A 25106-nucleotide genomic window follows, 5' to 3' on the forward strand; every position below is an offset into this window, starting at 1 on the left:
AACCTTTTATTTTAGTGAATGATTTTACTTCCTTTTGCATTCTCAACAAATTTTTCACTTGATTTGTTAATTGGTGTTTTCAGTAATAACGCAGCAACAATCATAACTACTACGAAAGCACTTAACACAAGTAAATCTCGCGTTACGATATCCCAAAGCATTCCACCAACTGTTTCACGAATTGCGCTAATTGCGTATGTGAATGGTAAGAACGGATAAATCGCTTGGAAGAACGCTGGTGTCATTTGGATTGGGAATGTTCCGCCCGATCCTGCTACTTGTAGTACAAGTAAAATAATCGCCATCGATTTCCCAACGTTTCCGAAAATAGAAACGAGTGAGTATACGATACAAACGAAGACTCCACCAATAAATAAACTAAATAACACAAACCAGAACTTATCGACTACGTACGTACCGAGTAAGAATATATCTCCCATCGATACGATAAACGCTTGTGAAAGACCTATCGTTAAGAATGTTAATAAACGTCCGAAGTAAATTTCATGGCTCTTATAATTCGCGCCCTCTTCGTGTACTTCTACCGTTAATAATGAAACCATTAATAATGCGCCTACCCATAATGCAAGCACTGTATAGAATGGTGACATCGCTGAACCGTAGTTCGGCATCGCAAATAATTTATTTTCTTTTAAATTTACTGGATTCGCAAAGTAATCACTTTGCTTTTCAACATCATTTTTCAATAAGCGTATAATGTCTTTTAAATCCTCTTCAGATTCAAAATCACGAATTTTATCTGCTAATTCTTTAATCTTTTTCTCAGTCTCCGGCATTTCAGCTTTAATGTCTGCTAATTTCTTTTTACCATCTACTAAACCTTTTGATGAATCTTCTAGTAATTTTTTAACATCTGGAAGCTTTTTGTCTGCATCATTTAAAATTTGAGTTGTATTTTTCGACATCTCTTTTGTACGAGCAATTGCTGTATTGAAATTAGGTACAATTTCTGAATCATACGTCGATAATACATCTGTTAATTGAGCTGATCCGCCCTTCGCAGCGTTGTTAATACTTTCAATTACATCTTTTGTAGGTTTCTGGCCATTGTTAAGAAGTGTAATTCCCTTATTCGTTGCCTCTACACCTTTTTGTAAGCTGCTTTTCGCTTTGTTTAATTTTGCGATTCCATTATTAAGGTTTTTATCACTATTTACATCCGCTAAAACCTTATTTGTACTTTCTAGAACTGGAATCATATCATCAATTAAACCGATTCCAGATTGGAATTGACCATTTAAACTATTTAAAGCTACTTTCGTTGAATCTAAATCGTTAATACCTCTATTTTGTACATCTTCTTTTGCTTTCTGTAAATCTGCTTTTGCGCCTTCAAGGCTATTTTTTGCTTTATCATAATCTGCTTTTGCATTATCATATATTTGATTTGCATCAGCTTTAGCTTGATCTACCGCGCTAACTGCCTTTTTATAATCAGCTACAAACGTTTCATTGTAATCTTTTTCAGCTCGATCAATTAAAGCATTTGTTTCATTTAATTTCTGATTAATTCCATCACGCACATCTTGTTTAACTTCCTGACCTGTGCTAATTAAATCGTTTAAACGTTTAAAACGATTATTTAAATCTTGTTGTCCATTCTTAATATCCGTTAAATGCTCTTTTCTTGTTTTAAAGAAATTTTGCCCAAACTCAGTTTGAGCCCCTTGCTCTAAACGAGCCATAACATCAATTACATAAGAAAGATTGTCAATATGCGTTTGAAGATTATTAGATATAGTCGAAATATTTTTCTTAGCTATCTCTGGATCAACGCTTCCATTTTGCAATCCATCCATAACACTTTGTGCATAAGCTGTTCCTGCACGTGATGAGCTTAGAACATTATTTACTGTTTGATTAATATTTTGTGCTATCCCTTTATACCCATCACTATTCAACTTAGAAAGATCTGGTCTCGCTGGGAATTCAGGTAATCCATTCATTCCAGACAAATCAGGAATATTTAATTCTACACCTGGATTCATTAAAAAGTCAGTAAATGCAGCTGCACTATCCATAACGCCTTTTGCTGCCACTAAATCATTTCTTATCGTCCCTGGAGCATTTTTTAATGTTTGATCTTGTCTTGCAAAGAACTTATCTAAATTCGCCAACGCTTCCTGCCCATCATTTATTACACTCTCTACAACAGGTAAATCTTTCTGCGCTACTTTCACAACATCTTCTGCTCGAGTTGCATCATCTAACGCCTTATCCATAAGTGTATTCATTTCTGGGAACTGCGCTTCTAACTTAAATACAAGATCTTTTACTTTTTCGATACTTGGTAAGTTTGTTTCTAAATCGATTCCAAGGTCATTGAAAATTTTAAAAATCTCACCGTTTGCTGTTTTTACAAAGTTTTTACTAATTTCTTCTGTAATACCTGATGCACCTTTTGCTGTAATCTTCGGTGCAATCGCGTTTACTTTTTCATTCACATAGTAATCCAGTTCTGGTTTTTTCGGATTTTCATCCAGAACAGTTGCAATTTTTTCAGAGAAGTCTTTTGGAATCGTAATACTTGCATAATAATCCCCACGCTCAACTCCGTAAATTGCTTGTTTTTCATCTACAAATTTCCAGCCAAGATTTTTGTTTTTCTTAAGGGAGTCTACAATCTCTTTCCCGATATTAATATCTTTCCCTCTTAAATTAGAACCTGCATCTTGGTTAGAAACTGCAATGGGAACCTCTTTTGTATTTCCATATGGATCCCAAGAAGCTTTAATGTTAAACCATGCATATAACGATGGTAAAATCATTAATCCTAAAACAATAACAATTGCAGCCCAATGTTTGGCTACATTCCGTAAATCTGTCTTATAAATACGCCAAATCTGTTTCATAGAAGTTATCACCTAATTATATATTTTTCCTTCTTTAGAAAATGATACATGCATTTTGCAATTATATCACTTTCTACATCGTGTATTAACCAAAAACGTACTATTTTTTCCCATTAACTTTCACTTACTTCATTATATAACGAAGTGAGTCAAAGTATGAATACAAAATGACCAAATCGGTTTTACATTCAATAATAACAAATATATATGAAATGTCATAAAAAATACAAGTATTTTCTCTTGGAAATACTTGTATTCCTAAAAAAAATCCTCACAGCTTTTATTCTCTGTGAGGATTTCTTCTATTATATATCCAATTGAACCTCTACACCGAAATGATCTGAAATTACATTTCTGTTTGTACCATTAAAAATAACTTTTGAAGAATGAACTTTTTTACTTTGGTTACACAATATTAGATCGATTCGCAAATTATGTTTATTTTCATCCCAACCAGCAATCTCACCTTGGACAGTCGTTCCTTCATCCTTCTCTATTGCTAATTCATATGTGTCATACAACCCTTTTTGCATCATATACTCATAACCTTCGCCTTCCAACCGAGCATTGTTATTAAAATCCCCCATTAAGAAGGCGAGCTTATTGCTATCTACACGCTCCATCAAACGATCAACTTGACCTTTGAATGACTCTTCTTCATCATTCCACCAACCGAGATGGCAAGAGTAAAACGTTATATCCTTACCATTATAAGCAATTGTTGTACTTACAATTTTACGTGTTTTCCAATACGTTGTATTCTCGTTTTTTGAAATGAAGAACGTATCTTCTTTTATAATATTATGCTTCGTTATAATCGCTAATCCTTCTTCATACATGTCATAACCAATATGAGAGAAATCCCAAGTAATATTGTAATCTTTTACATGTAGCGCTTTTAACTCTTCTAATAGTAAAAGTCCAAAATTATCTTCTTTCTTGTTACCGCATACATTTTCAGCTTGTATGGACTGACTTACTTCTTGCAATGCGATGACATCGTACTCTTCTTCTTGAATTACTTTAGCAAGGTATTGTATCTTTTCTATTTGATTCTCTTCTTGCCAAGAATGACAGTTTAAAGTTAGCAATTTCATATTATTACGCACCTAACATATCTTGAATGTCTGACTTTAATACGTCAGCTTTCGGACCATATACCGCTTGTACACCTTTATCTTTTACAATAAGCCCTAGAGCACCATTTTGTTTCCACTGTGCTTCTGGTGCAACAACATCTAAATCTTTTACTGTTACACGTAAGCGCGTCATACAAGCATCTACGTCAGCAATATTTTCTTTTCCACCTAATAAATCGATAACTTTTGTTGCTAGTGAACCGTCTTTTACATTTCCTGTTCCTTCTGATGCCTCATCTTCATTATCAATATAGTTACCTGCACGCCCTGGTGTTGGTAAATTGAATTTTTTAATTAAGAAATTAAATAGTGTAAAGTTAAGACCGAAGAACACTAATGAAACAATAACAAAGTTGATTAAGTCTCTTGTTAAACCTGCGTTAACCATCATTGGTGTACGAGTAATTAACTCAATAAATCCAAATGCATGAACACGTAAGTTAATTAAATCAGCTAGCGCGAATGCAAGTCCTGTTGTAATAGCATATACAACATATAATACTGGAGCAATAAACATGAACATGAATTCAATTGGTTCTGTTACACCTGTTAAGAATACTGCTAATGCTGCTGATAAAAACATTGGTTTATATTTTGCACGCTTTTCTTTATCCACGTTACGGAACATCGCAAATGCAATCCCCATTAACGCTGCTGTTGAGCCGATAACTTGTCCAGCTTTGAAACGAGCTGGTACAACGTTATTTAATAAATCGTTATATGCCTTCGTATCTCCATTTGCTAGTAAATTATTTAAATCTGTAATCCATGCAAGCCATAATGGATCTTGTCCTGCTACAACTTGTCCAACTTTTGAACCAGTTAACATCGTATATGTTCCGCCTAGCTCTGTATAGTTCATCGGAATCGTTAACATATGGTGTAAACCAAATGGTAATAATAAACGCTCTAACGTTCCATATACAAACGGTGCAACAACTGGTGCGCTATCTTTTGAAGCTGCAATCCAGCGACCAAATTCATTTAACCCACTTTGGATGAATGGCCATAGAAGTGATAATACAATCGCAGTAACTGTAGACCAAAGAATTACAACGAATGGTACAAATCGTTTTCCATTAAAGAATGCTAATGCCTGTGGCAGTTTATTATAGTTATAATATTTGTTATATAAAGTAGCTCCTAAGAAACCTGTGATGATCCCTACGAACACTCCCATGTTTAATGCAGGTGCACCAAGTACAGAAGTAAAGTAATCTTTTACAATTAAATCTCCCGCTATTACTGAAGAAACTTTCGCTTTTGAATCCGCTAACATTTCAGCGTTTACGCCAAATATAGCTCCTGTAATTCGGTTTGTTAAGACGAATGCTAATAGCGCTGCAAATGCACCACCCGCGCGATCTTTCGCCCAAGATCCCCCAATTGCTACTGCGAATAAGATGTGTAGATTTGTAATGATTGCCCAACCGATGTCTTCCATTACGCGAGCGATTGTATGAACTGCGTTAACATCCCCAGCAGACATACCAATTAACTTACCGATGGAAATCATTAAACCAGCTGCTGGCATTACGGCTACAACAACTAATAAAGCTTTCCCGAACTTTTGCCAAAAATCAAAAGACGTAATTTTCATCTGTTCTTCCTCCCCTTTATTTATAACAACATAATGATTTAAATTATAATTTCTGTCCCTTTTATGAAAACGATTCCTCATATCATTTTTCTTTTTACGCAACCGTTTTCATAAATCTATTTTAATAAAAGCGTTTTCACTTTGCAATAGAAATTTATTTTTTTTCATAAAAAAAGATGCTCAAAGAGCATCCTTTTTTATTATGAAATGCGATAAACCCTTGTTTCATAAGGTTTTAAAGCAATTGTTGTTACTTCTTCATGTTCCGCAACTTCATAGTTATTTAAAAGCAAACGTTTGCGTTCTAGTGCAAATGAACCCTCATTATACACAGCTTCCTCTTTTGAGATATTACTAATTACAATGACTTTTTCATCCTGTAACGTACGTGTATATGCATAAATTTGTGGATCGTCTTCTAAAAGTAAATCGTACGTACCATAGTTCAGTACATCGTGCTCTTTTTTCAGGGCAATCATTTTCTTATAGAAATTGAAAATAGACTTTTCTTCATTTTTTTGCTTTTCAACATTAATTTCTTTGTAATTTGGATTCATGCTAAACCAAGGTGTACTCGTTGTGAAACCAGCATTCATCTCATCATTCCACTGCATAGGTGTACGTGAATTATCGCGGCAAGAAGCCCATATAATCTCCATCATATCTTGATGTGGTACGCCCTCTGCAATTTTCTCGCGATATAAATTTTTAATTGCTACATCATCGTAATCTTCAATATTTGGTAACTGAACATTTGTCATACCAATTTCTTGGCCTTGATAAATAAACGGTGTACCGTGCATAAAGAAATACATCGCCCCTAGAGCTGTTGCACTTTCACGCCAATATTGTTTATCATCTCCCCATGTTGAAACGATACGTGGTTTATCGTGATTCTCAATATATAAAGCGTTCCATCCTTTATTTTCTAATCCTTTTTGCCATTTCGTTAATACTTTTTTCAATCCTACAACATCAAGGTCTTTCTTCTTCTCTGCATCCCATAAACTTAAATGTTCAAATTGGAATACCATATTGAACTTACCTTGCTCTTCTCCAACCCATAGCTCAGCATCTTCAATCTTAACACCATTTGCTTCACCAACAGTCATAATATCGTACTTAGAGAATGTATTTTCTTTTAGCTCTTCTAATAAAGGTTGAATACCTTTCACATTCATATGTTTATCAAAAGATGGCACATATTTTAACTCTTTTGGATTTGGCATATCCTTGAGGCCTTCTTCTTTTTTAATATGACTGATCGCATCAACGCGGAAACCATCAATACCTTTATCAAGCCACCAATTAACCGTATCATATAGTACTTCGCGAACTTCTTTATTCTCCCAGTTTAAATCTGGTTGTTTACGTGAGAATAGATGTAAATAATATTGTTCTGTTTCTTCATCATATTCCCATGCCGAACCATTAAAAATACTTTCCCAGTTGTTTGGCTCCGCACCATCTTTACCATCATGCCAAATATACCAATCACGCTTCGGATTATCTTTAGATGAACGTGATTCAATAAACCATGGATGTTCATCACTCGTATGATTAATAACTAAATCAATAATAAGCTTCATATCACGCTTATGAACTTCATCTAGTAAAGCATCAAAGTCTGCCATTGTACCAAACTCATCCATAATATCTTGATAATCACTAATATCATAACCATTATCATCATTAGGCGACTTATACATTGGACAAATCCAAATTACATCTATACCTAAATCTTTTAAATAATCCAGTTTTGCAATAATACCTTGTAAATCTCCAATACCATCACCATTTGAATCCATAAAGCTTCGTGGATAAATTTGATAAGCAACCGCTTCTTTCCACCATGTCTTATTCATAGTCATTCTCTCCTTTTGCATCCCATCGGAATTTTTATGCAAACGTTTTCGTAACACTATCATAACAAAATATGAACAGTTTGCAACTGTTTTCATTGAACTCTATGTAGATTCTTTATTCTTATGCTTTATTTATTTCTCACAAAGGTAAATCTCATTCTTCACCTCTCCTTGAAACTGGTAGCCCCTCTCTCTTTATAGAAGAAGTTCCTTATATAAAGGCTGTTGAATTTTTTAATAGCGGTAACATCCCTGAAAATTTCAAGCGCTCTGGTTCCTATGTCTATAAACCTATTCCCCTTAAAGGCATTCAAATCATGCAATACTTTCTTTCTCATGCACCAAATAAAGATGCTAGTATTTGGCATCAATCGATCATAGGTGCTGTTGAAAATATTTCGCCGAATAAAACGGCTTATTTTCATCGTAAAGCAATTATTGCTCAAGAATACATTACCTCTTGGAAATGCGATGATGAAGAAAATCGAAATATACGCTGGGTTAAAGGTTTACGAGAAAGCTTAGATCCTTATACACTAGGTGACTATGTGAACTGGCCCGATATCGATATTAAAAATTGGCAAACTAGTTATTATGGCTCTAACTTTCACAGATTACGTAAAGTAAAAACCATGTATGATCCTTGTGATGTTTTTCATTTCCAACAAAGTATTCCTCCTTTTCATACGTGAAAAAAGGGGATAACATAAAAAAATCATCCAATATACCGTTACCTCGCAGTATGTTGGATGATTCAAGTTGATTTTCTATATCGTTTCAAATTCTTGCTCCTACTCATAAACTTTTACTTACAGATTAATTGTATTTCGTATCATTTTCATGCAATGAATGTAATTTAATATTTGGTACTTTATCTTTTTCAATACCTCTATTATAAGAAACAGGAACTTGAAATTCGAATTGCTTTGTCTCATGTTTTTGTAAATAGACTGGTTTCGGTACTGGATAGCTTTTTGAATTCTCGTTTGCATTATCGTATAAAACAACTTTTAATGCTTGTGAATGATTACGATAATTTTTTAAAGTAACAATGCACTTCGGTTGGATATTCTCTCCATTTTTCTCCATTCTACACTGGCTATCTTCTTTTTTATATTCTATTGCTTCTACCCCTGTTTTTCCTGCGTAGTACCATGTTTTATTCAATGTCTGGAGGATTGTATTTAAAATAAACGGCATCATTACAATCAAAATACTAATGCCTACTACTTTTATCTTATTCGTTTTTCTAAATGTACTAGACTCCTTTTTTCCTAGCCATTTTAAAAATAATATAAATGCAATTACATGTAGTATGAAAGAAACAATCAATATATTTGAGACTTTATAATCCATATAAACATACGTATGTATCGGAACCTTATAGACATTGAATAGTTTTTCCCCAATTAATTCATTATCATTTGGAATTTTTAATAATAACAAAACCCCTATACTGTAACAAATAGCTACTAATCGATCATACTCAATACGAATCATTCTTTCTCCCCTTCACTTTGTATTTTATTATCGATTTTAGCTATTATTACCATACTATACAATCTTTTTATAGAGGATAACGTAAAAAAGTTCCTTATAAATATATAAAGAACCTTATTAATATACACTATGAATTAAAAAATCAATATACAATTTTCACATAGAGATTTCTTCAAAATATGTTGGATCATGTATTGTAATTTTTTTATCTAAAATTGTAACAATGCTATCATTTTTTAATTGTTTTAATACGCTGCTAACTGTCTCTCGAGATGTTCCAGATATTTTGGATATTTCAATTGTTGTAAGTGGACATGAAATTACAATCTTTTCCCCACTCTGTTCTCCTAAATCCTGCATTAAATAATTTAACGTTTGGATAACACGATCTTGTGCATTAGGAATTGTAATATTTTGCACTCGATTTTCGTTCAATTTTAATATAGATGATAATTGCTGAACAACGTACATCAATTGCGTTCTGCTGGACTTTACCATATCTTCAAAGATTACCGTTGGAATATAATATACCTCCACATCCGTCATTGCTTCTGCTGTATAGTTATATCCTCTGTCTGTAAACATACCACCATAAGGAAAAATAGAATATCGCTTCACATAGTCATCGTATAATAAGTTCCCATTTTGATTAACCCGCTCTAACTTTACAAAACCATCTAACATGAAGTAAATTCTTTCTCTTGAATCCCCTTCTAAAAATAAAAATTGACCTTTTTTATAAGTTCGCCAATAAACAAACTCTGTTAAGCCTTTCAATTTTTTTTCTGTTAAATGAGCAAATAATTCGAACTGCTTTAAGTCTTTCACTACGTTCCGTCTATTCATAAAATTCCCTCTCTCTTGCTGTATGTTGGAGCGAAAAAATCAAGAAAGCGTATTCAATTTGAATTTTATCATAATTAACTTACATATTCAGATTTCATCATGAAAACTTTATGAACAATGAGTACAAAAAATATTAATAAATAAAAAGAATGAAGTTACTAACTCCATTCTTTTTTACTACTAAGTAGCGTACATAATAATTTAAACATACATGCATACATTCTGTTTTGAAATAATAGTACCAGCTTTTTCTTCTAGTGCTTCATATACTTTTTCTAAAGACGTAATAATTGTTTTTCTTTTTGGATTTGTATTAACAAAATTAATAGCAGCTTCAATTTTCGGAAGCATGCTTCCCGCAGCGAATTGTTGTTCTTCAATATATTCTTCTAATTGATTCACTGTGACATGCTCTAATTTTTTTTGATTCGGTTGATTATAATTTACATACACATGATCAACTGCAGTTAAAATAACGAGCGTATCGGCATCTACTAATTCTGCTAATTTCTGTGCAGCGAAATCTTTATCGATAACCGCTTCAGTTCCTTTTAGCCCTTCTTCGGAATCAATTACTGGAATTCCACCTCCGCCAACAGCTATCACTATATTTCCATCTTCGACCAAAGAATTAATCACTTTATGTTCATGAATACTTACAGGCTTCGGTGATGGAACAACACGTCGCCATCCTCTACCAGCATCTTCTTTAAACACTGCTTTTGTTTCATCCATTAATCTTCTGGCCTCTTCTTCTGTATAAAAAGGACCGATTGGTTTAGTTGGATTTTTAAATGCCTCATCTTTTTTATCCACAACAACGCGTGTTATAACCGTTGCTACGTCTTTTTTTATATTCCGTTTTTTCAATGCCTTTTCAATCGCATTTTCCATCCAATATCCAATCATTCCTTGGCTCATTGCCCCACAAGTATCTAATGGCATTGCAGGTGTCTTTTCCGTTTCTGCAGCTTTTTGCTGTAATAAAATATTCCCCACTTGTGGGCCATTTCCATGCGCAATTACTATATCCACATCATTTTCCATTATTTTCACAAGTTGTTCTGCCGTTTTTTCCAACGCTTCTTGCTGCGCTCCCGCAGTAGCTTCTCCAGACTGTATCGCATTTCCCCCTAGTGCAACTACAATTTTTCTTCGTGCCATATTCCAGCCCTCCAGTTGATTTCGCTTTCACAGCGCTTTATAAAGTAATACTGCCTGTAATTAATCCATAAATCGCAAAGAATGCTAAAGCACCAATTGCTACGGATGATGCTAATTCCACTCGAGTAAATATTTGCTTCGAACTCTTTTGCTTTTGAACATTGTAAAAAATAAAAATACCTGGCGCATATAAAGTCATTGTTAATAATAAATACTCTAAACCAGCTGCATAAACTAGCCACACGCCATAAATACTTGCTATCAAGCCAATTATTATATTTTTATTTCGATCTGCTTCTTCAGACTTTAAGCTATGCTTCAGTTGATAAAACGCTGAAAAAGCATATGGGATTAAAATAGCTGAGGATGCTAAAGAGAATGCAAAGTTATACGCCTGATCAGAAACGACGAATGTTAACAAGAACATTTGTATTAAACCATTTGTTATCCATAATGAATTTACTGGAGCCTTATTTTTATTTTCTTTTGCGAACCATTTTGGAAATACTCCATCTTTAGCCGCTAAATATGGAATTTCAGAAGCGAGCAAAGTCCAACCTAACCAAGCACCTAATACAGAGATGACCAAACCTAAATTAATAAAGATAGCACCCCATTTTCCAACAACACTTTCAAATAAATAAGCCATAGCCGGATTTTTCAAACCTGCAATATCTGCTTGCTGCATAAGTCCAAGAGACAATAATGTGATTAAAATGTAAATGATGAGTGTACCAATTAAGCCAATAACGGTTGCTTTCCCTACATCACTTCTATTTTTTGCTCGACTGGATAAAACAACAGCCCCTTCTACCCCAATAAATACCCATAAAGTTACAAGCATTGTACTTTTAACTTGGCTGCCAACTGCTCCCCATGAAAAAGAACCAGCTTGCCCCCAAAATCCATCTAAGAACGTATCAATATGAAACGCGAAGATTCCTATGACAATAAATACAAATACAGGTACTAATTTTGCGATTGTAGTTACTAAATTCACAAGGGCTGCTGATTGAACTCCACGTAAAATTAACATGTGAACACACCATAATAATACGCTTGCACCAATAATGGATTCCACATTTTGACCGCCTTCAAAGATCGGGAAGAAATATCCTAATGAAGAAAACAATAATGTACCGTAAGCTACATTTCCAAGCCAAGCAGATAGCCAGTATCCCCACGCACTATTAAACCCCATAAAATTACCAAACCCTGCTTTTGCATAGCTAAAAATACCACCATCTAAATCTGGCCGTTTTACAGTTAGATTTTGAAAAGATAATCCAAGTGCAATCATCCCAATTCCTGTTATAACCCAGCCAATAATAATGGCTCCAGCACCAGCACCTTTTGCCATATCACTCGCTAAATTAAAGGCTCCACCGCCAATCATAGACCCAACTACAAGAGCCGTTAGTGTAAACAACCCTAATTTCTTATCTTCACCCATTCCACTCACCTCTCTTAAATTGCAATAACAATACAAAAGCAATAGTGAATGATCGTGTCTAAAGGAGGAGAAAGAAGAAAGGAAGACTCCCTTTCTTCTTTACTCCATATTTCCTAAAGTAGCTGCCATAACCGCTTTAATTGTATGCATTCTATTTTCAGCTTGATCAAATACTTTTGAATGTTTACTGCGGAATACTTCGTCAGTTACCTCCATTTCTTTCAACCCATATTTCTCATAAACTTCTTCGCCATACATCGTTTCAACATCATGAAATGCAGGTAAACAATGTAAAAAAATCACGTTTTCATTCCCTGTTGCTTTAATCATTTTCATATTTACTTGATAAGGTTTCAATAACTCGACACGTTCAGCAAATTTTTCTTCTTCCCCCATAGACACCCATACATCTGTATAAATTACATCTGCATTCGCAACAGCTTCTTCCACATTACTTGTTATCATTACCTGTTCATTATATTTTTTTGCTAAATCAATTACTTCTTGTGCAGGCCATAAAGATTCCGGTGTACAAATACGTACATCCATTCCAACGATTGCTCCACCAACTAGTAAGCTATTAGCAACATTATTTCGTCCATCGCCAACGTAAACGAGCTTCACATTTTTCAATTTCCCTATATGTTCTCTAATTGTTAATAAATCTGCTAGTGTTTGTGTTGGATGCCACATATCTGTTAATCCATTCCAAACCGGCACACCAGAATTTTGTGCTAAAGATTCTACGGTTTCATGATTAAATCCACGAAACTCAATTCCGTCAAACATACGCCCTAACACTTTTGCTGTATCCTCTACAGATTCTTTTTTCCCAAGTTGAATATCACCTTTCCCTAAATATTCAGGATTTGCTCCTAAATCTGTACATGCTACTGTAAATGCACAACGTGTACGAGTAGAAGTTTTTTCAAATAAGAGCGCTACATTTTTACCTTCTAAATAATGATGCGGAATACCATTTTTCTTTTTCTCTTTTAATTCTGCTGCCAAATCTAGAAAATATAATAATTCTTCTTGTGTAAAATCTTTTTCTGCTAGAAAGCTTCTTCCTTTTAAATTTGGTCTAGTCATTAACATAATTCATCCCTACTTTCTCCGTTATTTATACTAAATATCTTTACGAACAATTGGCATACTCATGCAACGTGGACCCCCACGACCACGAGATAATTCCGAACTTAGAACCTCAATCACTTCTATACCGTGTTCCCGTAATAACGTATTAGATACATAGTTGCGATCATATGTAACAACTACACCTGGCGCGATTGCTAATGTGTTCGAGCCATCATTCCATTGTTCACGAGCAGAAGCAATTACATCTCCTCCTCCACATGGAATAAGAACTAATTCACTTAAGCCTAATACCTCTTTTAATGCTTCCATTAAAGAAGTACGATGTGTAATTTTAAGAGTTTCCTCATCTGATCCTTTTTCTAAAATATAAATATTCATATTCCCTTTTGGCCCTTGAATGGCTGGGTGAATTGTAAACTTGTCATAATCAACCATTGTAAATACTGTATCTAAATGCATAAATGCTCGACATTTTGGAATTTCTATTGCTAACACTTTCTTAATTTTATTTTGTCGGCTAAAGAGATTTTTAGCTAAACGTTCAATTGCTTTAGCTGAAGTACGAGCAGATACTCCAATCGCAATTGTTTCTTCATTTAAAATTAGCTCGTCGCCACCTTCAATTGGAAATTTATAATCACGATCTAACCAGATTGGTACATTATGTTTTGCAAATCTTGGATGATATTTAATGATGTACTCCATGAATAATGATTCACGTCTACGCGCTGGTTCTCTCATCTTATTTATCGTTAAGCCATCGCCCACGCTAGCTGCTGGATCACGAGTAAAATATAAATTAGGCATTGGATCTAAGTAAAACGGATAGTGATCTTCCATTAATTCATATAAATGTGTCTTCTTACTTGTTTCAATTTCGTTTTTCCGTACACCGCCCATAATTTTTTGAATTAATTCTTCATTTGAAAAGGAAAGTAAATATTCTTTTAAAGTTTGATGTGCAACATTTACGTCGGCCTGTCCTTCTTTTAAAATACGATCAACAAATTCTTCTCGAAGTTTTTTATCTACTAACGCCTCAGCGGCTAGTTTTTCTAAATAAAGAACTTCAACACCCCGATTGCGTAACGTTTGTGCAAAATAATCATGCTCTTTTTGAATAATTGGTAAGTATGGAATATCGTCAAATAATAATTGCTGCAAATAATCTGGCGTCAAGTTTTCCACTTCTTTACCCGGTCGTTTTAATAAAACCGTTTGTAATTCCCCAATTTCTGAAGTAACATGTATCGGATGTTTCATTTGTTGTACCTCCTTTTAAATATGTTTGATGTCTTACAAGTACATAATAAATGCTCTGCACTTTCATCTTTGTGAAAGTATCCACATTATCATTGTGAAATATTAAACAAGTTATTTTTTTAAAATCATACGAATATGTATTTTTATAACAAACTATCTCGCTTTCTCAATAAAAAATACATATATTACGCATATATGTTGAATATTTAACTTCCGTATTTAAACAAAAATCCTGTTTTTAATTTTATTAAAAACAGGATTTTTGCATCTAAATAATTAAATTTAATCTTTCTTCTATAATCTCCCTATCTGATTTCGACTGTGAAATTATAAGGCATGTATCATTTCCGCATATACATCCTATTTTTTCTTTCCAATCTAACTCATCAAATAAAACACCAATAACATGTGCATTACCAGGTAATGTTTTAATAACCATTAATTGATCTACACAATCAATTTTCACAACCACTTCTCGTAATTTTTTCTTTAACTTTATATCAGTTTGTACATGCTCTTCTGAGAAAACTTTATATATCATTAATCCTTCTTGAGAAGGTACCTTCGTTAAGTTTAACTCACGAATATCGCGAGAAACCGTAGCTTGTGTTACTAATACATCTTTTTTTGCTAACAATTCTACTAATCTTTCTTGCTTATCTATTTCATACTCCTTTACAAATTGTTTAATTAACCGTTGTCTTTTTTCTTTTTTCATAAAAGACACCCCTTTTAATATTATAGCTCGCTATAATTTTCATCCGAAAGGGACAGAAAAGAATGTTGCGGAAACGTTCATAGTTTAACTGTAAATATTAAATCAAGCTAAATAAAAAAGAGAAGAACAGCATTCTGTTCTTCCTTTTACATTGAAAATCGTTCAATTGTTTGTTTCAAATCAGTTGCTTGCTTCTCTAAATCCTTTAATAATTGATCGATTACTATCATATTTTTAGACTGTTGTAGCGTCACACGCGCCACTTCTTGCGAACCAGCTGACGTTTCTTCAGCAATTGCTGCTACAGCTTTTGTTTGTGCTCCTGTTTGATGAATGTGGCTCACTTGTTCATTCATATAACTACTAATTTGCTGAGTTGCATCGGCTACTTCCATAACACTTGATGACATTTCTTTTAAAATTAATTCCGTAGCTTCCCCACGTTTCGCCTCTTCTTTAGCTATTTTCACTTGTTCTGTCATTTTCATTGCAACTTGTTGTACTTCATCTTGCATATTCCGTAATAACTGCGATATGTTTCTTGCAGAATGATCACTTTCATCAGCAAGTTTCCGTACTTCTTCCGCAACAACCGCAAAGCCTCTTCCATGCTCTCCTGCGCGAGCTGCCTCAATAGAAGCATTTAGTGCTAATAAATTCGTTTGGCTAGCAATCGCACTCACAACAGACACAATATGTTCTACTTGTTTCATTCGTTCTTCTAACTTCTGTACATTTTGCATTGAATCTTCATTTTCTTTTGCCAATGTTTGAATACCTTGAATTAAAGACGTAAAGACACGAGTACTATGCCCTAAAGCTTCAACCATTTCTGAAGACAATGTATCAGACTGCTTCGCTTTTTCTTCTACTTCACTTGCAATAGAAGTCGTTGTATCAACAGCAGAAACAATTGCTTGAATTGATGCCGCTGATTGCTCAGCACCTGAAGAAATCTCTGCAAGTGTCTCAGATACACCTTGCGCTTGTCTCGTTGCTTCGCCTGTTTGTTTTCTAATCTGCTGTACTTGATTATTTGTATACGAAAATGTTGTATCAATATTTTTTACCATGCCCCTTAAGTTTCCTAACATCATATTAAATGCAACACTTAAAGATTTAATTTCATCATCTGTCTTCGGTAATGGAACATCTTCACGAATATCACCCTCAGCTGCTTTTCTTGCCGCCTCTTCTAACTTGCGAAGCGGTTTAATTAAAAATACGGCTGCTCCATATGCTAAAATTCCAGACCATACTACCCCTAATAACATAACGATAATATTATATACAGTTTGACTTACATAACTTTGAAAATAATCGTATATCACGTAAATAAAAAAGATACTTGTTGAATATGTAATGAAAGCTAAAACTGTAGTGAATAGCATAAGTTGTGTACGTAATCCAAAAGAAAATGTTTTCCTTTCTTTTTCCATCTTCCTTTTCCCCCTTTTTATAAGCAATATAAATACTACCTATATATTATTATCCATATTTTCATTATAGAAGGATATAGAGATTTTAAAAATATTATTTCTTTGAATATCAAATTGCACGAAAAAAATAAAGGATTCTGACATTTTATGACTAATAACAGAAATAAGGGGCAACATTTGTAAAATATATTTTTAACTGGGGGTTTTGTATGATTCAAGTTCGAAATCTAGTAAAATCATTCGGTTCACTTGATGTGTTAAAAGGAATTGATTTAGAAGTAAAAGAAAAAGAAGTTGTTGTTTTAATTGGTGCCAGTGGTTCTGGTAAAAGTACATTACTTCGCTGTCTTAACTTTTTAGAAATGTACGATGAAGGCGAAATTCACTTACAAGGTGAGCGAATTGATCCAAAGCATTCAAATTTAAATAAAGTCCGTGAAAATGTCGGTATGGTTTTTCAGCACTTTAACCTCTTTCCTCATATGACCTCACTAGAAAACATCATAGAAGCACCTATTCACGTAAAAAAATTAGAGAAAGCAAATGCAAAGGATATTGGAACTCAACTTCTCCAAAAAGTCGGCCTTCAAGATAAAGCAGATGTAACTCCTCATCTTCTTTCAGGTGGTCAAAAACAGCGCATTGCCATTGCACGAGCTCTTGCAATGAGCCCTAAGATTATGCTATTTGATGAGCCTACCTCAGCTTTAGACCCTGAACTTGTTGGAGAAGTATTGCAAGTTATGAAAGAACTTGCTGAAGAAGGGATGACAATGGTTATTGTTACTCATGAAATGAATTTCGCAAGAGATGTAGCTGATCGCGTCATCTTTATGGATGATGGAAAGATTGTAGAAGATGCTCCGCCAGCACAATTCTTTTCAGCTCCATCACATGAACGGGCAAAACAATTTTTACGCAACGTTTTATAATGTAACTTTTGTTTCGAACAAAAAAGAATACATTCATACGGTGCACAACTAATCATCCAAATAAAATATTTCAATAACATACTAAAAAACCATCCGTATGATCAATATATAGGAGGGGTTTTATGAAAAGAAAACTATTAACCATTGTTGCTAGCATTACACTATGTACATCTTTCATACTAGGAGCTTGTAGCAAAGAAAGCTCTACTATTTCAACAAATGGTGAAAAAGAATTTCGCTATGCGATGAGTGGATTATACAAACCTTTTAACTATAAAGAAAATGACGGCAAACTTGTCGGTTTTGATGTAGAAATCGGTGAAGCTCTTGCTAAAAAGATGAACATGAAGGCTACGCCAGTTACAAACCCATGGGAAACGCTGATTCAAGGTCTTCAAGCGAAGAAATATGATGTAATACTGGGTAGTATGGCAATTACAGAGGAGCGCTTAAAAGCTGTTAGTTTCTCAAATCCGTACTATCGCTCCGGCGCCCAAATTTTTGTAGCTAAAAAGAATAACGCTATCTCTTCTCCAGAAGATTTAAAAGGTAAGAAAATTGGTGTTGTAAAAGCTAGTACCTTTAAAAATCTTGTTGCAAAATATACGGATCAAATCACAGAATATGACAGCGATATTACTGCTCTTATGGATTTAGAGCCTGGGCGTGTTGACGCAGTAATTACGGATCAAATGGTTGGTCTACGTATGATAAAAGAAGGAAAATCAAATATAAAAGAAGCCGGAAAACCATTAAATCTTGATGAAATGGGAATTGCTATTCGCAAAGATGATAAAGAAATGGTTGAGAAAGTAAATAAAGCGTTAGATGAAATCATTAAAGATGGTACGTATGAAAAGATCAGTAAAAAATGGTTCGGGCGTAATATTCTCGGTGAAGAGGAAAAAACGAAGTAAGTTAGCCATTCAAAAGATTCATAAACAGTGCCCCACTGATTAAATGTTCATTTTATGTGGGGCATTTCATTCTCTACTAAAATCTATACAATATGAGGTGAAACGCATGTTTGAAATTTTTATCTCTACCTATCCCACACTCTTAAAAGCTACTATTGTCACATTACAATTAACATTAACCTCCCTAGTACTCGGTTCATTAATTGGATTATTATTTGCTTTCTTTCGGATCTCGAATAACAAAGTTTTAAATAGCATTGCTCATATCTATATTGCTATTATTCGTGGTACACCTTTAATCGTTCAAATCGCAATTCTCTATTTTGGCATTACATCTGTCATTGTTTTCTCCCCTTTTTGGGCAGGAGCAATCGCTTTAGCAATTCATAACGGTGCATATATTACGGAAATTTTCCGAGGATCCATTCAATCCGTCGACCGGGGACAATTGGAAGCCGCTCGCTCCTTAGGTATGCCTTACCCTTTAGCTATGCGCCGGATTATATTACCACAAGCATTTCGTCTGTCTCTTCCTCCTCTAGGAAACCAATTTATTATCGGATTAAAAGACTCTTCACTTGTCGCTTACGTAGGACTGTCCGAGTTATGGGGATCAGGTTTATCAATTGCAGCAGGTAACTTCCAACAATTAGATACTTACATAATCGTTGGTGTATACTATCTCGTACTTGTTCTTCTATTTACTTATTTTGTTAATCTCTTAGAAAAACGACTACAACGAAAAGAAACTAACTCCGTCCAATTCCATAAAAAGAACAAAAAGGAAGTTTCTTTATAAGAAAAAGCAAGCCTGAGATGGCTTGCTTTTTCATTGCAAAAATATATTAATGTTTACTGATTTACTTTTTTAATACTCTTTTCTTCCTCTATATGTTCCTCACGATATGAAATATTATGAGGATCTAGTCCATTTCCTAAAGAACCATAGAAATGCTCTCTATGCGGATCCACTAATTCACTTCCTTGATAATACACACGTGGTGTATTCCATAGCGCTGCCAAAGCTTTTGTCATCGGCATCTCATGATAGCGTTCCGGCCACATTTCTTTAATCTTCTCTTTTACTAACGGATAGTATTTAGAACTCATAGCAGGAAACAGATGATGTTCTGTATGATATGAGAAATTGAAATGTAAAACGTCTACCCAGCGCGGCACTGTTACTGACAAACAGTTTGCTAACGGATCATTTACTGGAACAATTGGATTTAAGCGGTGATTTGTTGCGATATATGCCATTACAATAAAGTTAGCAATTAACAACGGAATGACATATGCAAATAACCATTTTCCAGGTCCCATAATAAACAATAAACTAATCCAAACTGTCCAAGGCAAAAGAAGTTGAAGCCATACAGATTTTTGATTGGATGACTTGAACTCTTTTATAAAATGAAAGAACATTCGAGTCGAATGCAATGTAAATTGAATTGTTAGTGACAGAAAACTAAAGAATGAACGTACATGTAAAGGCATACGATATACCCAACTCAAAAACTTACTCTTCTTAAGTTTCTCAAGTGTCGGCCATGCATCCGGATCATTCTCTTCATGCTGTGTATGAACATGATGCGTTGCATTATGCCACTTTCTCCAAAGCTTTGGCCCTGTTGATAATGGCATAAATGCGATCGCGCCTAAGAAGTCACGAAGCCATGCCTTTCTTACAACAGTTCCATGTAAAATTTCATGCCCTAAAAATCCAAGTGAAGCAAAACATAATCCAAGAACAATCGCAATTCCTAGATTCGCCCACACATTCAATTCAAATACACCAATCGATATTAACCCCGCCAATGCCACAAGCAAATAAGCCAGTCCACCAAATAAACGAGTAGGCACTGGTTTAAATGCTTTTTTCGGCAAATGTGGTGATACACGTGCTGCATACCACCCAAACGTATGAAGCTCCTTCATCCTTTTGCTCCTTTCTTATGCCGCGCCTTGCGCAACTTACATATATCAATTCTTGCTTCCAGATTGATTTTACTAGATGATCCAAAAAGCATCTATTATAAGGAAAATATACTCACTCTATCGTCACTTATTTTTCGCTTTTATTATCAATGAAAAACATTTCTCTTTTTACTCTCTATCAACCTTTCCACATGATGAATCATAACAATAGAATTTCTATATTGTCAACACCTTTTATGACCTAGTAATAAAAGGTGGTTATATTTTTATAATCATACTTTATTTCACTAAAGAAAATGTATAGATTCCATAAGGATTTACCCACTATATATAGACATTTTCTTAAACGCCATAGACTCTATCTCATTCAATAACTCCCTATGTAATCAACAAACAGAATCACTTGAATTTAGTTTTATATAAATCCTACCACTTCATAATGCCCCATCTAATTAATTATATTAAAATAATTTATAACCTCTTTTAATAAAAATAGACTACTTCTAAAACAACACACATGAATTTCATATATTATGGAAATATTAAAAGGAAAATTGTTCTAAAATCAGGAGGTTTCCGCAATGACAAGTGATACATTTCCACAACTGCCGCTATCTTATTGGATTGAATCTACTCAGTTTCCTACTTTCCCTCGTTTATCCGAAAATATAAAGACAAAAGTTGCTATTATCGGTGCTGGTATTACAGGTATTACTACTGCCTATTTACTTGCAAAAGAAGGCATCGATGTTGTTTTAATTGATTCTGGTCGTATTTTAAACGGAACGACTGGGCATACAACAGCGAAAGTAACAGCACAACATGATCTTATTTATGATGAATTAATAAACCATTTCGGTGTAGAAAAGGCCGGGCTTTACTATGAATCAAATAATCAGGCTCTACAATTCATAAATGAAACTGTTCAAACATATAAAATCGACTGTAATTTCTCAAATGAAGATTCATATTTATATACAACTACCGATAACGGATTAAGAAATTTATCGAAAGAATATGAAGCTTATCAAAAATTAAATATACCTTGTGACTATGTTCAATCTCTATCGATTCCTATTCCAATACAATCTGCGCTTATAATGAAAAATCAAGCACAATTCCATCCCCTTCTTTATTTAAAAACACTTTTAGAAAAGTTTGTGGAGATGGGCGGAAAGCTCTACGAACAAACAACAGCTATGGATGTGGAAAAGGGAGATCATCCACAAATAATTACAAAAGAGGGCCATCATATCACTTGTGAATATGTCGTCTCTTGTTCACATTTTCCTTTTTATGATGCAAATAGCTTTTTCTTTACGCGAATGTACGCAGAACGCTCCTACGCTCTTGCAATAAAAGCAAAAATGGATTATCCAGGTGGCATGTATTTAAGTATTGATGATCCAAAGCGCTCCTTACGCTATATAACAAACAATGGAGAAAAATTAATTTTGATTGGCGGAGAGAGTCATAAAACAGGACAAGGAATAAATACGATGCTTCATTATGAAGCACTTTATTCTTTTGCTGAAGCAACTTTTGGAATAGACGAAGTTCCTTATAGATGGTCAGCACAAGATTTAATCACTCTAGATAAGCTTCCTTATATCGGACATATTAACGAAAGAAATCCAAATATATTTGTTGCAACTGGATATCGCAAATGGGGCATGACAACTGGAACTGCTGCCGCTCACCTACTGAAGGACTCCATCCTAAAAGTCCACAGTCCCTATAAAGAACTGTATGCACCATCACGCTTCCATGCAAATCCAGATATAAAAACGTTCCTCTCCCAGAACATTGATGTTGCGAAACATTTAATTGAAGGAAAGATTGAAACCGCATTACGTAAGCCAGAAGATCTCGAAGTTGGTGAAGGATCTGTCGTACATGTTAACGGTAAACGAGCAGGTGCTTATAAGGACAAAGAAGGAAAATTACATATCGTCGATACAACTTGTACACATCTCGGCTGTGAAGTTGAATGGAATAATGGTGATTGTACTTGGGATTGTCCTTGCCATGGTTCTCGTTTTTCAATTGAGGGAGACGTTCTTGAAGGCCCAGCAGATCAACCGTTAAAACGCGTTGATAATGAGTAAACAAATAAAGAAGTTCAACAGAATTACGGTTGAACTTCTTTATTTGTTATAAAACCTGTTCAGATAAATTTCGACACAGGAAGGAAAATATTAACATTAAATAAAATAATATATTCATCTACAAATTAAAAGGGGTGAATATTATGCAACCTTTAGCTCCACCTCATCTAGAATCTACAGAAACTATCTTTTCAAGCTCTATTACAAAACTTGTTGTTTTTATTTGTTGGCTAGCCATTTTAGCTGATGGATATGATTTAGGTATTTACGGTGCCGTTCTACCAAAGCTCCTAGAAGACAAAAGCTGGGCGCTATCACCAGCGCACGCTGGTACAATTGCAAGCTATGCTTTATTTGGGATGTTTATTGGGGCTATTCTAGTTGGAACGATTACAGATCTAATTGGGCGTAAATGGACGCTTATATGCTGTTTAGCACTTTTTTCTATCACAATGGGTTTAGCGGCTATCGCTTCTTCTCCTGAGTTATTTGGATTATCTCGATTTATAGGAGGAATCGGATTAGGCGGTGTTATCCCAACGGCTTCAGCACTTACTGTTGAATATTCACCAAAAAAAAGGCAATCTTTTATTTATGCTCTTATGTTTACTGGCTATCCTTTAGGTATCGTATTAGGTGCTATTTTGTCTATGTTTATGTTAGAAGATTTCGGATGGAGAATTATGTTTGGTATCGGAATGATTCCACTACTCCTCATTCCTTTCATTATTCGCTATTTACCTGAGTCCATTCAATTTTTATTATCACGTAATCGCCAAGAAGAAGTGAACCAAATTCTTAATCGTTTTCAAATTGAATTTCATGTAAAAAATAAAACTCATCAAGCTCCATCTACTATACGAAAGAAAAATGGATTTTTTACTTTATTCTCAAAAGAATACATAAAAGCAACACTACTTTTTTGGATCACTTATATAATGGGAATGTTTTTAATATACGGTTTAAATACTTGGTTACCACAGATGATGCGCCAGGCGGGATATCCTCTTGGATCTAGTCTGTCTTTTCTACTTATGCTAAATATTACCGCAGCTGTTGGTGCGTTATTCGCTGGTGCAATTGCTGATCGTATAGGCGCAAAAATTGTTATTAGCATCTCTTATCTTATGGCAGCCATATGTATCGGACTATTAACAATTAAGCCATCTGTTACAATCATTTATCTTTTAATTGGCCTTGCTGGTATTGGATCGGTCGGTATTACTCAAATATTAAATGCATATGTAACACAATACTTCCCATCACATATCCGAGCTACCTCCTTAGGCTGGGGACTGGGACTTGGCCGAGTTGGTGCAATTGCTGGCCCTATTCTCATCGGTATTATTATGACAATGCAATATGACTTAGCATGGAATTTTTACTTATTCTCCTTTGCAGGTCTTATCGCAGCTATATCTGTTTTCTTCATTCCTACAAAATAAAAAGAGCACAAACTTACTTGTGCTCTTTTTCATATGCTTCAAACAGCATGTCTCGAAATAGTGTATTTAAAATTTCAATATCGATCCCTGATCCCTTTTCAATTCCTTTTACATATTGCCCATAGTAATGAATTTGTTCTTCTAAAAATTGATTTAGCACCTTAATTTTCAATCCAACATCTAATTCCGTACCTGCTTTTTTCTTTATTAACAACTTTTCAATCTCATCTAATACACTACGTTCTAATGGTAATTCTGTAATCAATCGATCAAATTCTACAGGTGGTAAAGTTGCTTTCTCTTCTAGCCACTTACAAGCTAAAATAGGACGTAATACATAAAAGTACTTTTTCAGCTTTACATTCTCACCTTGCAAAAATTCACGATAATTTTTCGACGCCATATGTAAATAATGATATATCGTTGCTTTTGGATCAAAATTCTTCTCACTCATCTGTTGAAGTAGTTCTGGAAAATTAGAGTTTTTCGAATAAAAAATTGGTGATCGAATCCACTCAAGTAAAGCTGGGTTCGACTTCGCGAATAGTTGCAACGCCTTTTTAATATCCCAACCACTTATATCTAAATCATCACTAATTGGATATTCAATTACATCACGTTTGTCATGAATTGATAAATACCATTCTACCGGATGTATATAAACAAACCTAACATCATAATCGCTATCTTTCGATGGAAACCCCCAAGCACGACTCCCTGATTCCACCGCAAATAAAATTTTCACATCATTCTCTTTTTCAATTCTTTCTAACTCCAACTCGATTTTCTCTCTCATTTCATAACATCT

19 protein-coding genes and 1 pseudogene are annotated in these 25106 nt (G+C 34.4%); 6 read left to right on the top strand and 14 right to left on the bottom strand.

The window, feature by feature from the left end; translation table 11 throughout:
- Window positions 1-11 precede the first annotated feature (11 nt).
- The 4 genes from B9A45_RS28310 to B9A45_RS28325 all read right to left on the bottom strand — a co-directional run bounded on the left by B9A45_RS28310 (window position 12) and on the right by B9A45_RS28325 (window position 7477).
- Window positions 12-2873, bottom strand: coding sequence for a YhgE/Pip domain-containing protein (locus B9A45_RS28310; protein ID WP_084065551.1), 2862 nt, complete (start codon window positions 2871-2873; stop codon window positions 12-14).
- A 305-nt stretch (window positions 2874-3178) separates the two neighbouring features.
- Window positions 3179-3970: an endonuclease/exonuclease/phosphatase family protein gene (locus tag B9A45_RS28315; protein WP_084065552.1), complete on the bottom strand. Its 792-nt coding sequence runs from the start codon at window positions 3968-3970 to the stop codon at window positions 3179-3181.
- 4 nt (window positions 3971-3974) lie between these two features.
- On the bottom strand, window positions 3975-5612 hold the full coding sequence (locus B9A45_RS28320) for a PTS transporter subunit IIBC (RefSeq protein WP_000705559.1): 1638 nt from the start codon (window positions 5610-5612) through the stop codon (window positions 3975-3977).
- A 200-nt stretch (window positions 5613-5812) separates the two neighbouring features.
- Complete coding sequence (locus B9A45_RS28325; RefSeq protein WP_001044703.1) at window positions 5813-7477, bottom strand: glycoside hydrolase family 13 protein; 1665 nt, start codon at window positions 7475-7477, stop codon at window positions 5813-5815.
- A 155-nt stretch (window positions 7478-7632) separates the two neighbouring features.
- Between B9A45_RS28325 and B9A45_RS28330 the strand changes: the two are divergent.
- Window positions 7633-8169 (top strand): annotated as a pseudogene (locus tag B9A45_RS28330) (BBE domain-containing protein); the annotation flags it as partial.
- Window positions 8170-8293: 124 nt separating this feature from the next.
- Here B9A45_RS28330 and B9A45_RS28335 read toward each other — a convergent pair.
- The 8 genes from B9A45_RS28335 to B9A45_RS28370 form a co-directional block, all read right to left on the bottom strand.
- The gene (locus B9A45_RS28335) at window positions 8294-8977 is read right to left on the bottom strand and encodes a hypothetical protein (RefSeq protein ID WP_000619194.1); all 684 of its coding nucleotides are present in this window, start codon (window positions 8975-8977) and stop codon (window positions 8294-8296) included.
- A gap of 156 nt (window positions 8978-9133) precedes the next feature.
- Window positions 9134-9823, bottom strand: a complete 690-nt coding sequence (locus tag B9A45_RS28340; RefSeq protein ID WP_001081905.1) for a Crp/Fnr family transcriptional regulator — start codon at window positions 9821-9823, stop codon at window positions 9134-9136.
- A 201-nt stretch (window positions 9824-10024) separates the two neighbouring features.
- The gene (gene arcC, locus B9A45_RS28345; protein WP_000113948.1) at window positions 10025-10987 is read right to left on the bottom strand and encodes a carbamate kinase; all 963 of its coding nucleotides are present in this window, start codon (window positions 10985-10987) and stop codon (window positions 10025-10027) included.
- 37 nt (window positions 10988-11024) lie between these two features.
- A complete protein-coding gene (arcD, locus tag B9A45_RS28350; RefSeq protein ID WP_000503410.1) occupies window positions 11025-12440 on the bottom strand; it encodes an arginine-ornithine antiporter in 1416 nt (471 codons plus the stop codon).
- A 99-nt stretch (window positions 12441-12539) separates the two neighbouring features.
- On the bottom strand, window positions 12540-13538 hold the full coding sequence (gene argF, locus B9A45_RS28355; RefSeq protein WP_000930289.1) for an ornithine carbamoyltransferase: 999 nt from the start codon (window positions 13536-13538) through the stop codon (window positions 12540-12542).
- Window positions 13539-13568: 30 nt separating this feature from the next.
- Window positions 13569-14801, bottom strand: coding sequence for an arginine deiminase (arcA, locus tag B9A45_RS28360; protein ID WP_000682331.1), 1233 nt, complete (start codon window positions 14799-14801; stop codon window positions 13569-13571).
- A gap of 268 nt (window positions 14802-15069) precedes the next feature.
- Complete coding sequence (argR, locus tag B9A45_RS28365; protein WP_000711827.1) at window positions 15070-15519, bottom strand: arginine repressor; 450 nt, start codon at window positions 15517-15519, stop codon at window positions 15070-15072.
- Window positions 15520-15665: 146 nt separating this feature from the next.
- Window positions 15666-16958, bottom strand: a complete 1293-nt coding sequence (locus B9A45_RS28370; protein WP_000410233.1) for a methyl-accepting chemotaxis protein — start codon at window positions 16956-16958, stop codon at window positions 15666-15668.
- Between the two features lie 209 nt (window positions 16959-17167).
- Here B9A45_RS28370 and B9A45_RS28375 point away from each other — a divergent pair, with 209 nt between their 5' ends.
- From B9A45_RS28375 to B9A45_RS28385, 3 genes are all read left to right on the top strand, one after another.
- Window positions 17168-17890 (top strand): amino acid ABC transporter ATP-binding protein, encoded by a 723-nt coding sequence (locus B9A45_RS28375; protein WP_000616925.1) that lies wholly within the window; start codon window positions 17168-17170, stop codon window positions 17888-17890.
- A gap of 122 nt (window positions 17891-18012) precedes the next feature.
- Window positions 18013-18807: an ABC transporter substrate-binding protein gene (locus B9A45_RS28380; protein WP_084065553.1), complete on the top strand. Its 795-nt coding sequence runs from the start codon at window positions 18013-18015 to the stop codon at window positions 18805-18807.
- Between the two features lie 43 nt (window positions 18808-18850).
- Window positions 18851-19606, top strand: a complete 756-nt coding sequence (locus B9A45_RS28385) for an amino acid ABC transporter permease (protein WP_002004337.1) — start codon at window positions 18851-18853, stop codon at window positions 19604-19606.
- Between the two features lie 53 nt (window positions 19607-19659).
- Here B9A45_RS28385 and B9A45_RS28390 read toward each other — a convergent pair whose 3' ends face one another.
- Window positions 19660-20745: a Delta(10) desaturase DesB gene (locus tag B9A45_RS28390; RefSeq protein ID WP_000661226.1), complete on the bottom strand. Its 1086-nt coding sequence runs from the start codon at window positions 20743-20745 to the stop codon at window positions 19660-19662.
- 581 nt (window positions 20746-21326) lie between these two features.
- Here B9A45_RS28390 and B9A45_RS28395 point away from each other — a divergent pair.
- Together B9A45_RS28395 and B9A45_RS28400 are read left to right on the top strand one after the other, a co-directional pair.
- Window positions 21327-22853 carry an FAD-dependent oxidoreductase gene (locus B9A45_RS28395; RefSeq protein ID WP_084065554.1) on the top strand — a complete coding sequence of 509 codons (1527 nt, stop codon included), beginning with the start codon at window positions 21327-21329 and terminating at the stop codon, window positions 22851-22853.
- A 143-nt stretch (window positions 22854-22996) separates the two neighbouring features.
- Complete coding sequence (locus B9A45_RS28400) at window positions 22997-24298, top strand: MFS transporter (protein WP_084065555.1); 1302 nt, start codon at window positions 22997-22999, stop codon at window positions 24296-24298.
- Between the two features lie 13 nt (window positions 24299-24311).
- Here the strand turns inward: B9A45_RS28400 and B9A45_RS28405 are convergent, their stop codons facing one another.
- A complete protein-coding gene (locus B9A45_RS28405; protein WP_001208232.1) occupies window positions 24312-25094 on the bottom strand; it encodes a nucleotidyltransferase domain-containing protein in 783 nt (260 codons plus the stop codon).
- Window positions 25095-25106: the final 12 nt, after the last annotated feature.

The sequence above is a fragment of the Bacillus sp. JKS001846 genome, from assembly GCF_900176455.1.
Lineage (GTDB): Bacteria > Bacillota > Bacilli > Bacillales > Bacillaceae_G > Bacillus_A > Bacillus_A cereus.

Excerpts from the sequence above, each read along its gene's own strand:
- B9A45_RS28310 (WP_084065551.1), bottom strand. The coding sequence starts at position 2,873 with ATGAAACAGATTTGGCGTATTTATAAGACAGATTTACGGAATGTAGCC.
- B9A45_RS28315 (WP_084065552.1), bottom strand. The coding sequence starts at position 3,970 with ATGAAATTGCTAACTTTAAACTGTCATTCTTGGCAAGAAGAGAATCAA.
- B9A45_RS28320 (WP_000705559.1), bottom strand. The coding sequence starts at position 5,612 with ATGAAAATTACGTCTTTTGATTTTTGGCAAAAGTTCGGGAAAGCTTTA.
- B9A45_RS28325 (WP_001044703.1), bottom strand. The coding sequence starts at position 7,477 with ATGAATAAGACATGGTGGAAAGAAGCGGTTGCTTATCAAATTTATCCA.
- B9A45_RS28335 (WP_000619194.1), bottom strand. The coding sequence starts at position 8,977 with ATGATTCGTATTGAGTATGATCGATTAGTAGCTATTTGTTACAGTATA.
- B9A45_RS28340 (WP_001081905.1), bottom strand. The coding sequence starts at position 9,823 with ATGAATAGACGGAACGTAGTGAAAGACTTAAAGCAGTTCGAATTATTT.
- arcC (WP_000113948.1), bottom strand. The coding sequence starts at position 10,987 with ATGGCACGAAGAAAAATTGTAGTTGCACTAGGGGGAAATGCGATACAG.
- arcD (WP_000503410.1), bottom strand. The coding sequence starts at position 12,440 with ATGGGTGAAGATAAGAAATTAGGGTTGTTTACACTAACGGCTCTTGTA.
- argF (WP_000930289.1), bottom strand. The coding sequence starts at position 13,538 with ATGTTAATGACTAGACCAAATTTAAAAGGAAGAAGCTTTCTAGCAGAA.
- arcA (WP_000682331.1), bottom strand. The coding sequence starts at position 14,801 with ATGAAACATCCGATACATGTTACTTCAGAAATTGGGGAATTACAAACG.
- argR (WP_000711827.1), bottom strand. The coding sequence starts at position 15,519 with ATGAAAAAAGAAAAAAGACAACGGTTAATTAAACAATTTGTAAAGGAG.
- B9A45_RS28370 (WP_000410233.1), bottom strand. The coding sequence starts at position 16,958 with ATGGAAAAAGAAAGGAAAACATTTTCTTTTGGATTACGTACACAACTT.
- B9A45_RS28375 (WP_000616925.1), top strand. The coding sequence starts at position 17,168 with ATGATTCAAGTTCGAAATCTAGTAAAATCATTCGGTTCACTTGATGTG.
- B9A45_RS28380 (WP_084065553.1), top strand. The coding sequence starts at position 18,013 with ATGAAAAGAAAACTATTAACCATTGTTGCTAGCATTACACTATGTACA.
- B9A45_RS28385 (WP_002004337.1), top strand. The coding sequence starts at position 18,851 with ATGTTCATTTTATGTGGGGCATTTCATTCTCTACTAAAATCTATACAA.
- B9A45_RS28390 (WP_000661226.1), bottom strand. The coding sequence starts at position 20,745 with ATGAAGGAGCTTCATACGTTTGGGTGGTATGCAGCACGTGTATCACCA.
- B9A45_RS28395 (WP_084065554.1), top strand. The coding sequence starts at position 21,327 with ATGACAAGTGATACATTTCCACAACTGCCGCTATCTTATTGGATTGAA.
- B9A45_RS28400 (WP_084065555.1), top strand. The coding sequence starts at position 22,997 with ATGCAACCTTTAGCTCCACCTCATCTAGAATCTACAGAAACTATCTTT.
- B9A45_RS28405 (WP_001208232.1), bottom strand. The coding sequence starts at position 25,094 with ATGAGAGAGAAAATCGAGTTGGAGTTAGAAAGAATTGAAAAAGAGAAT.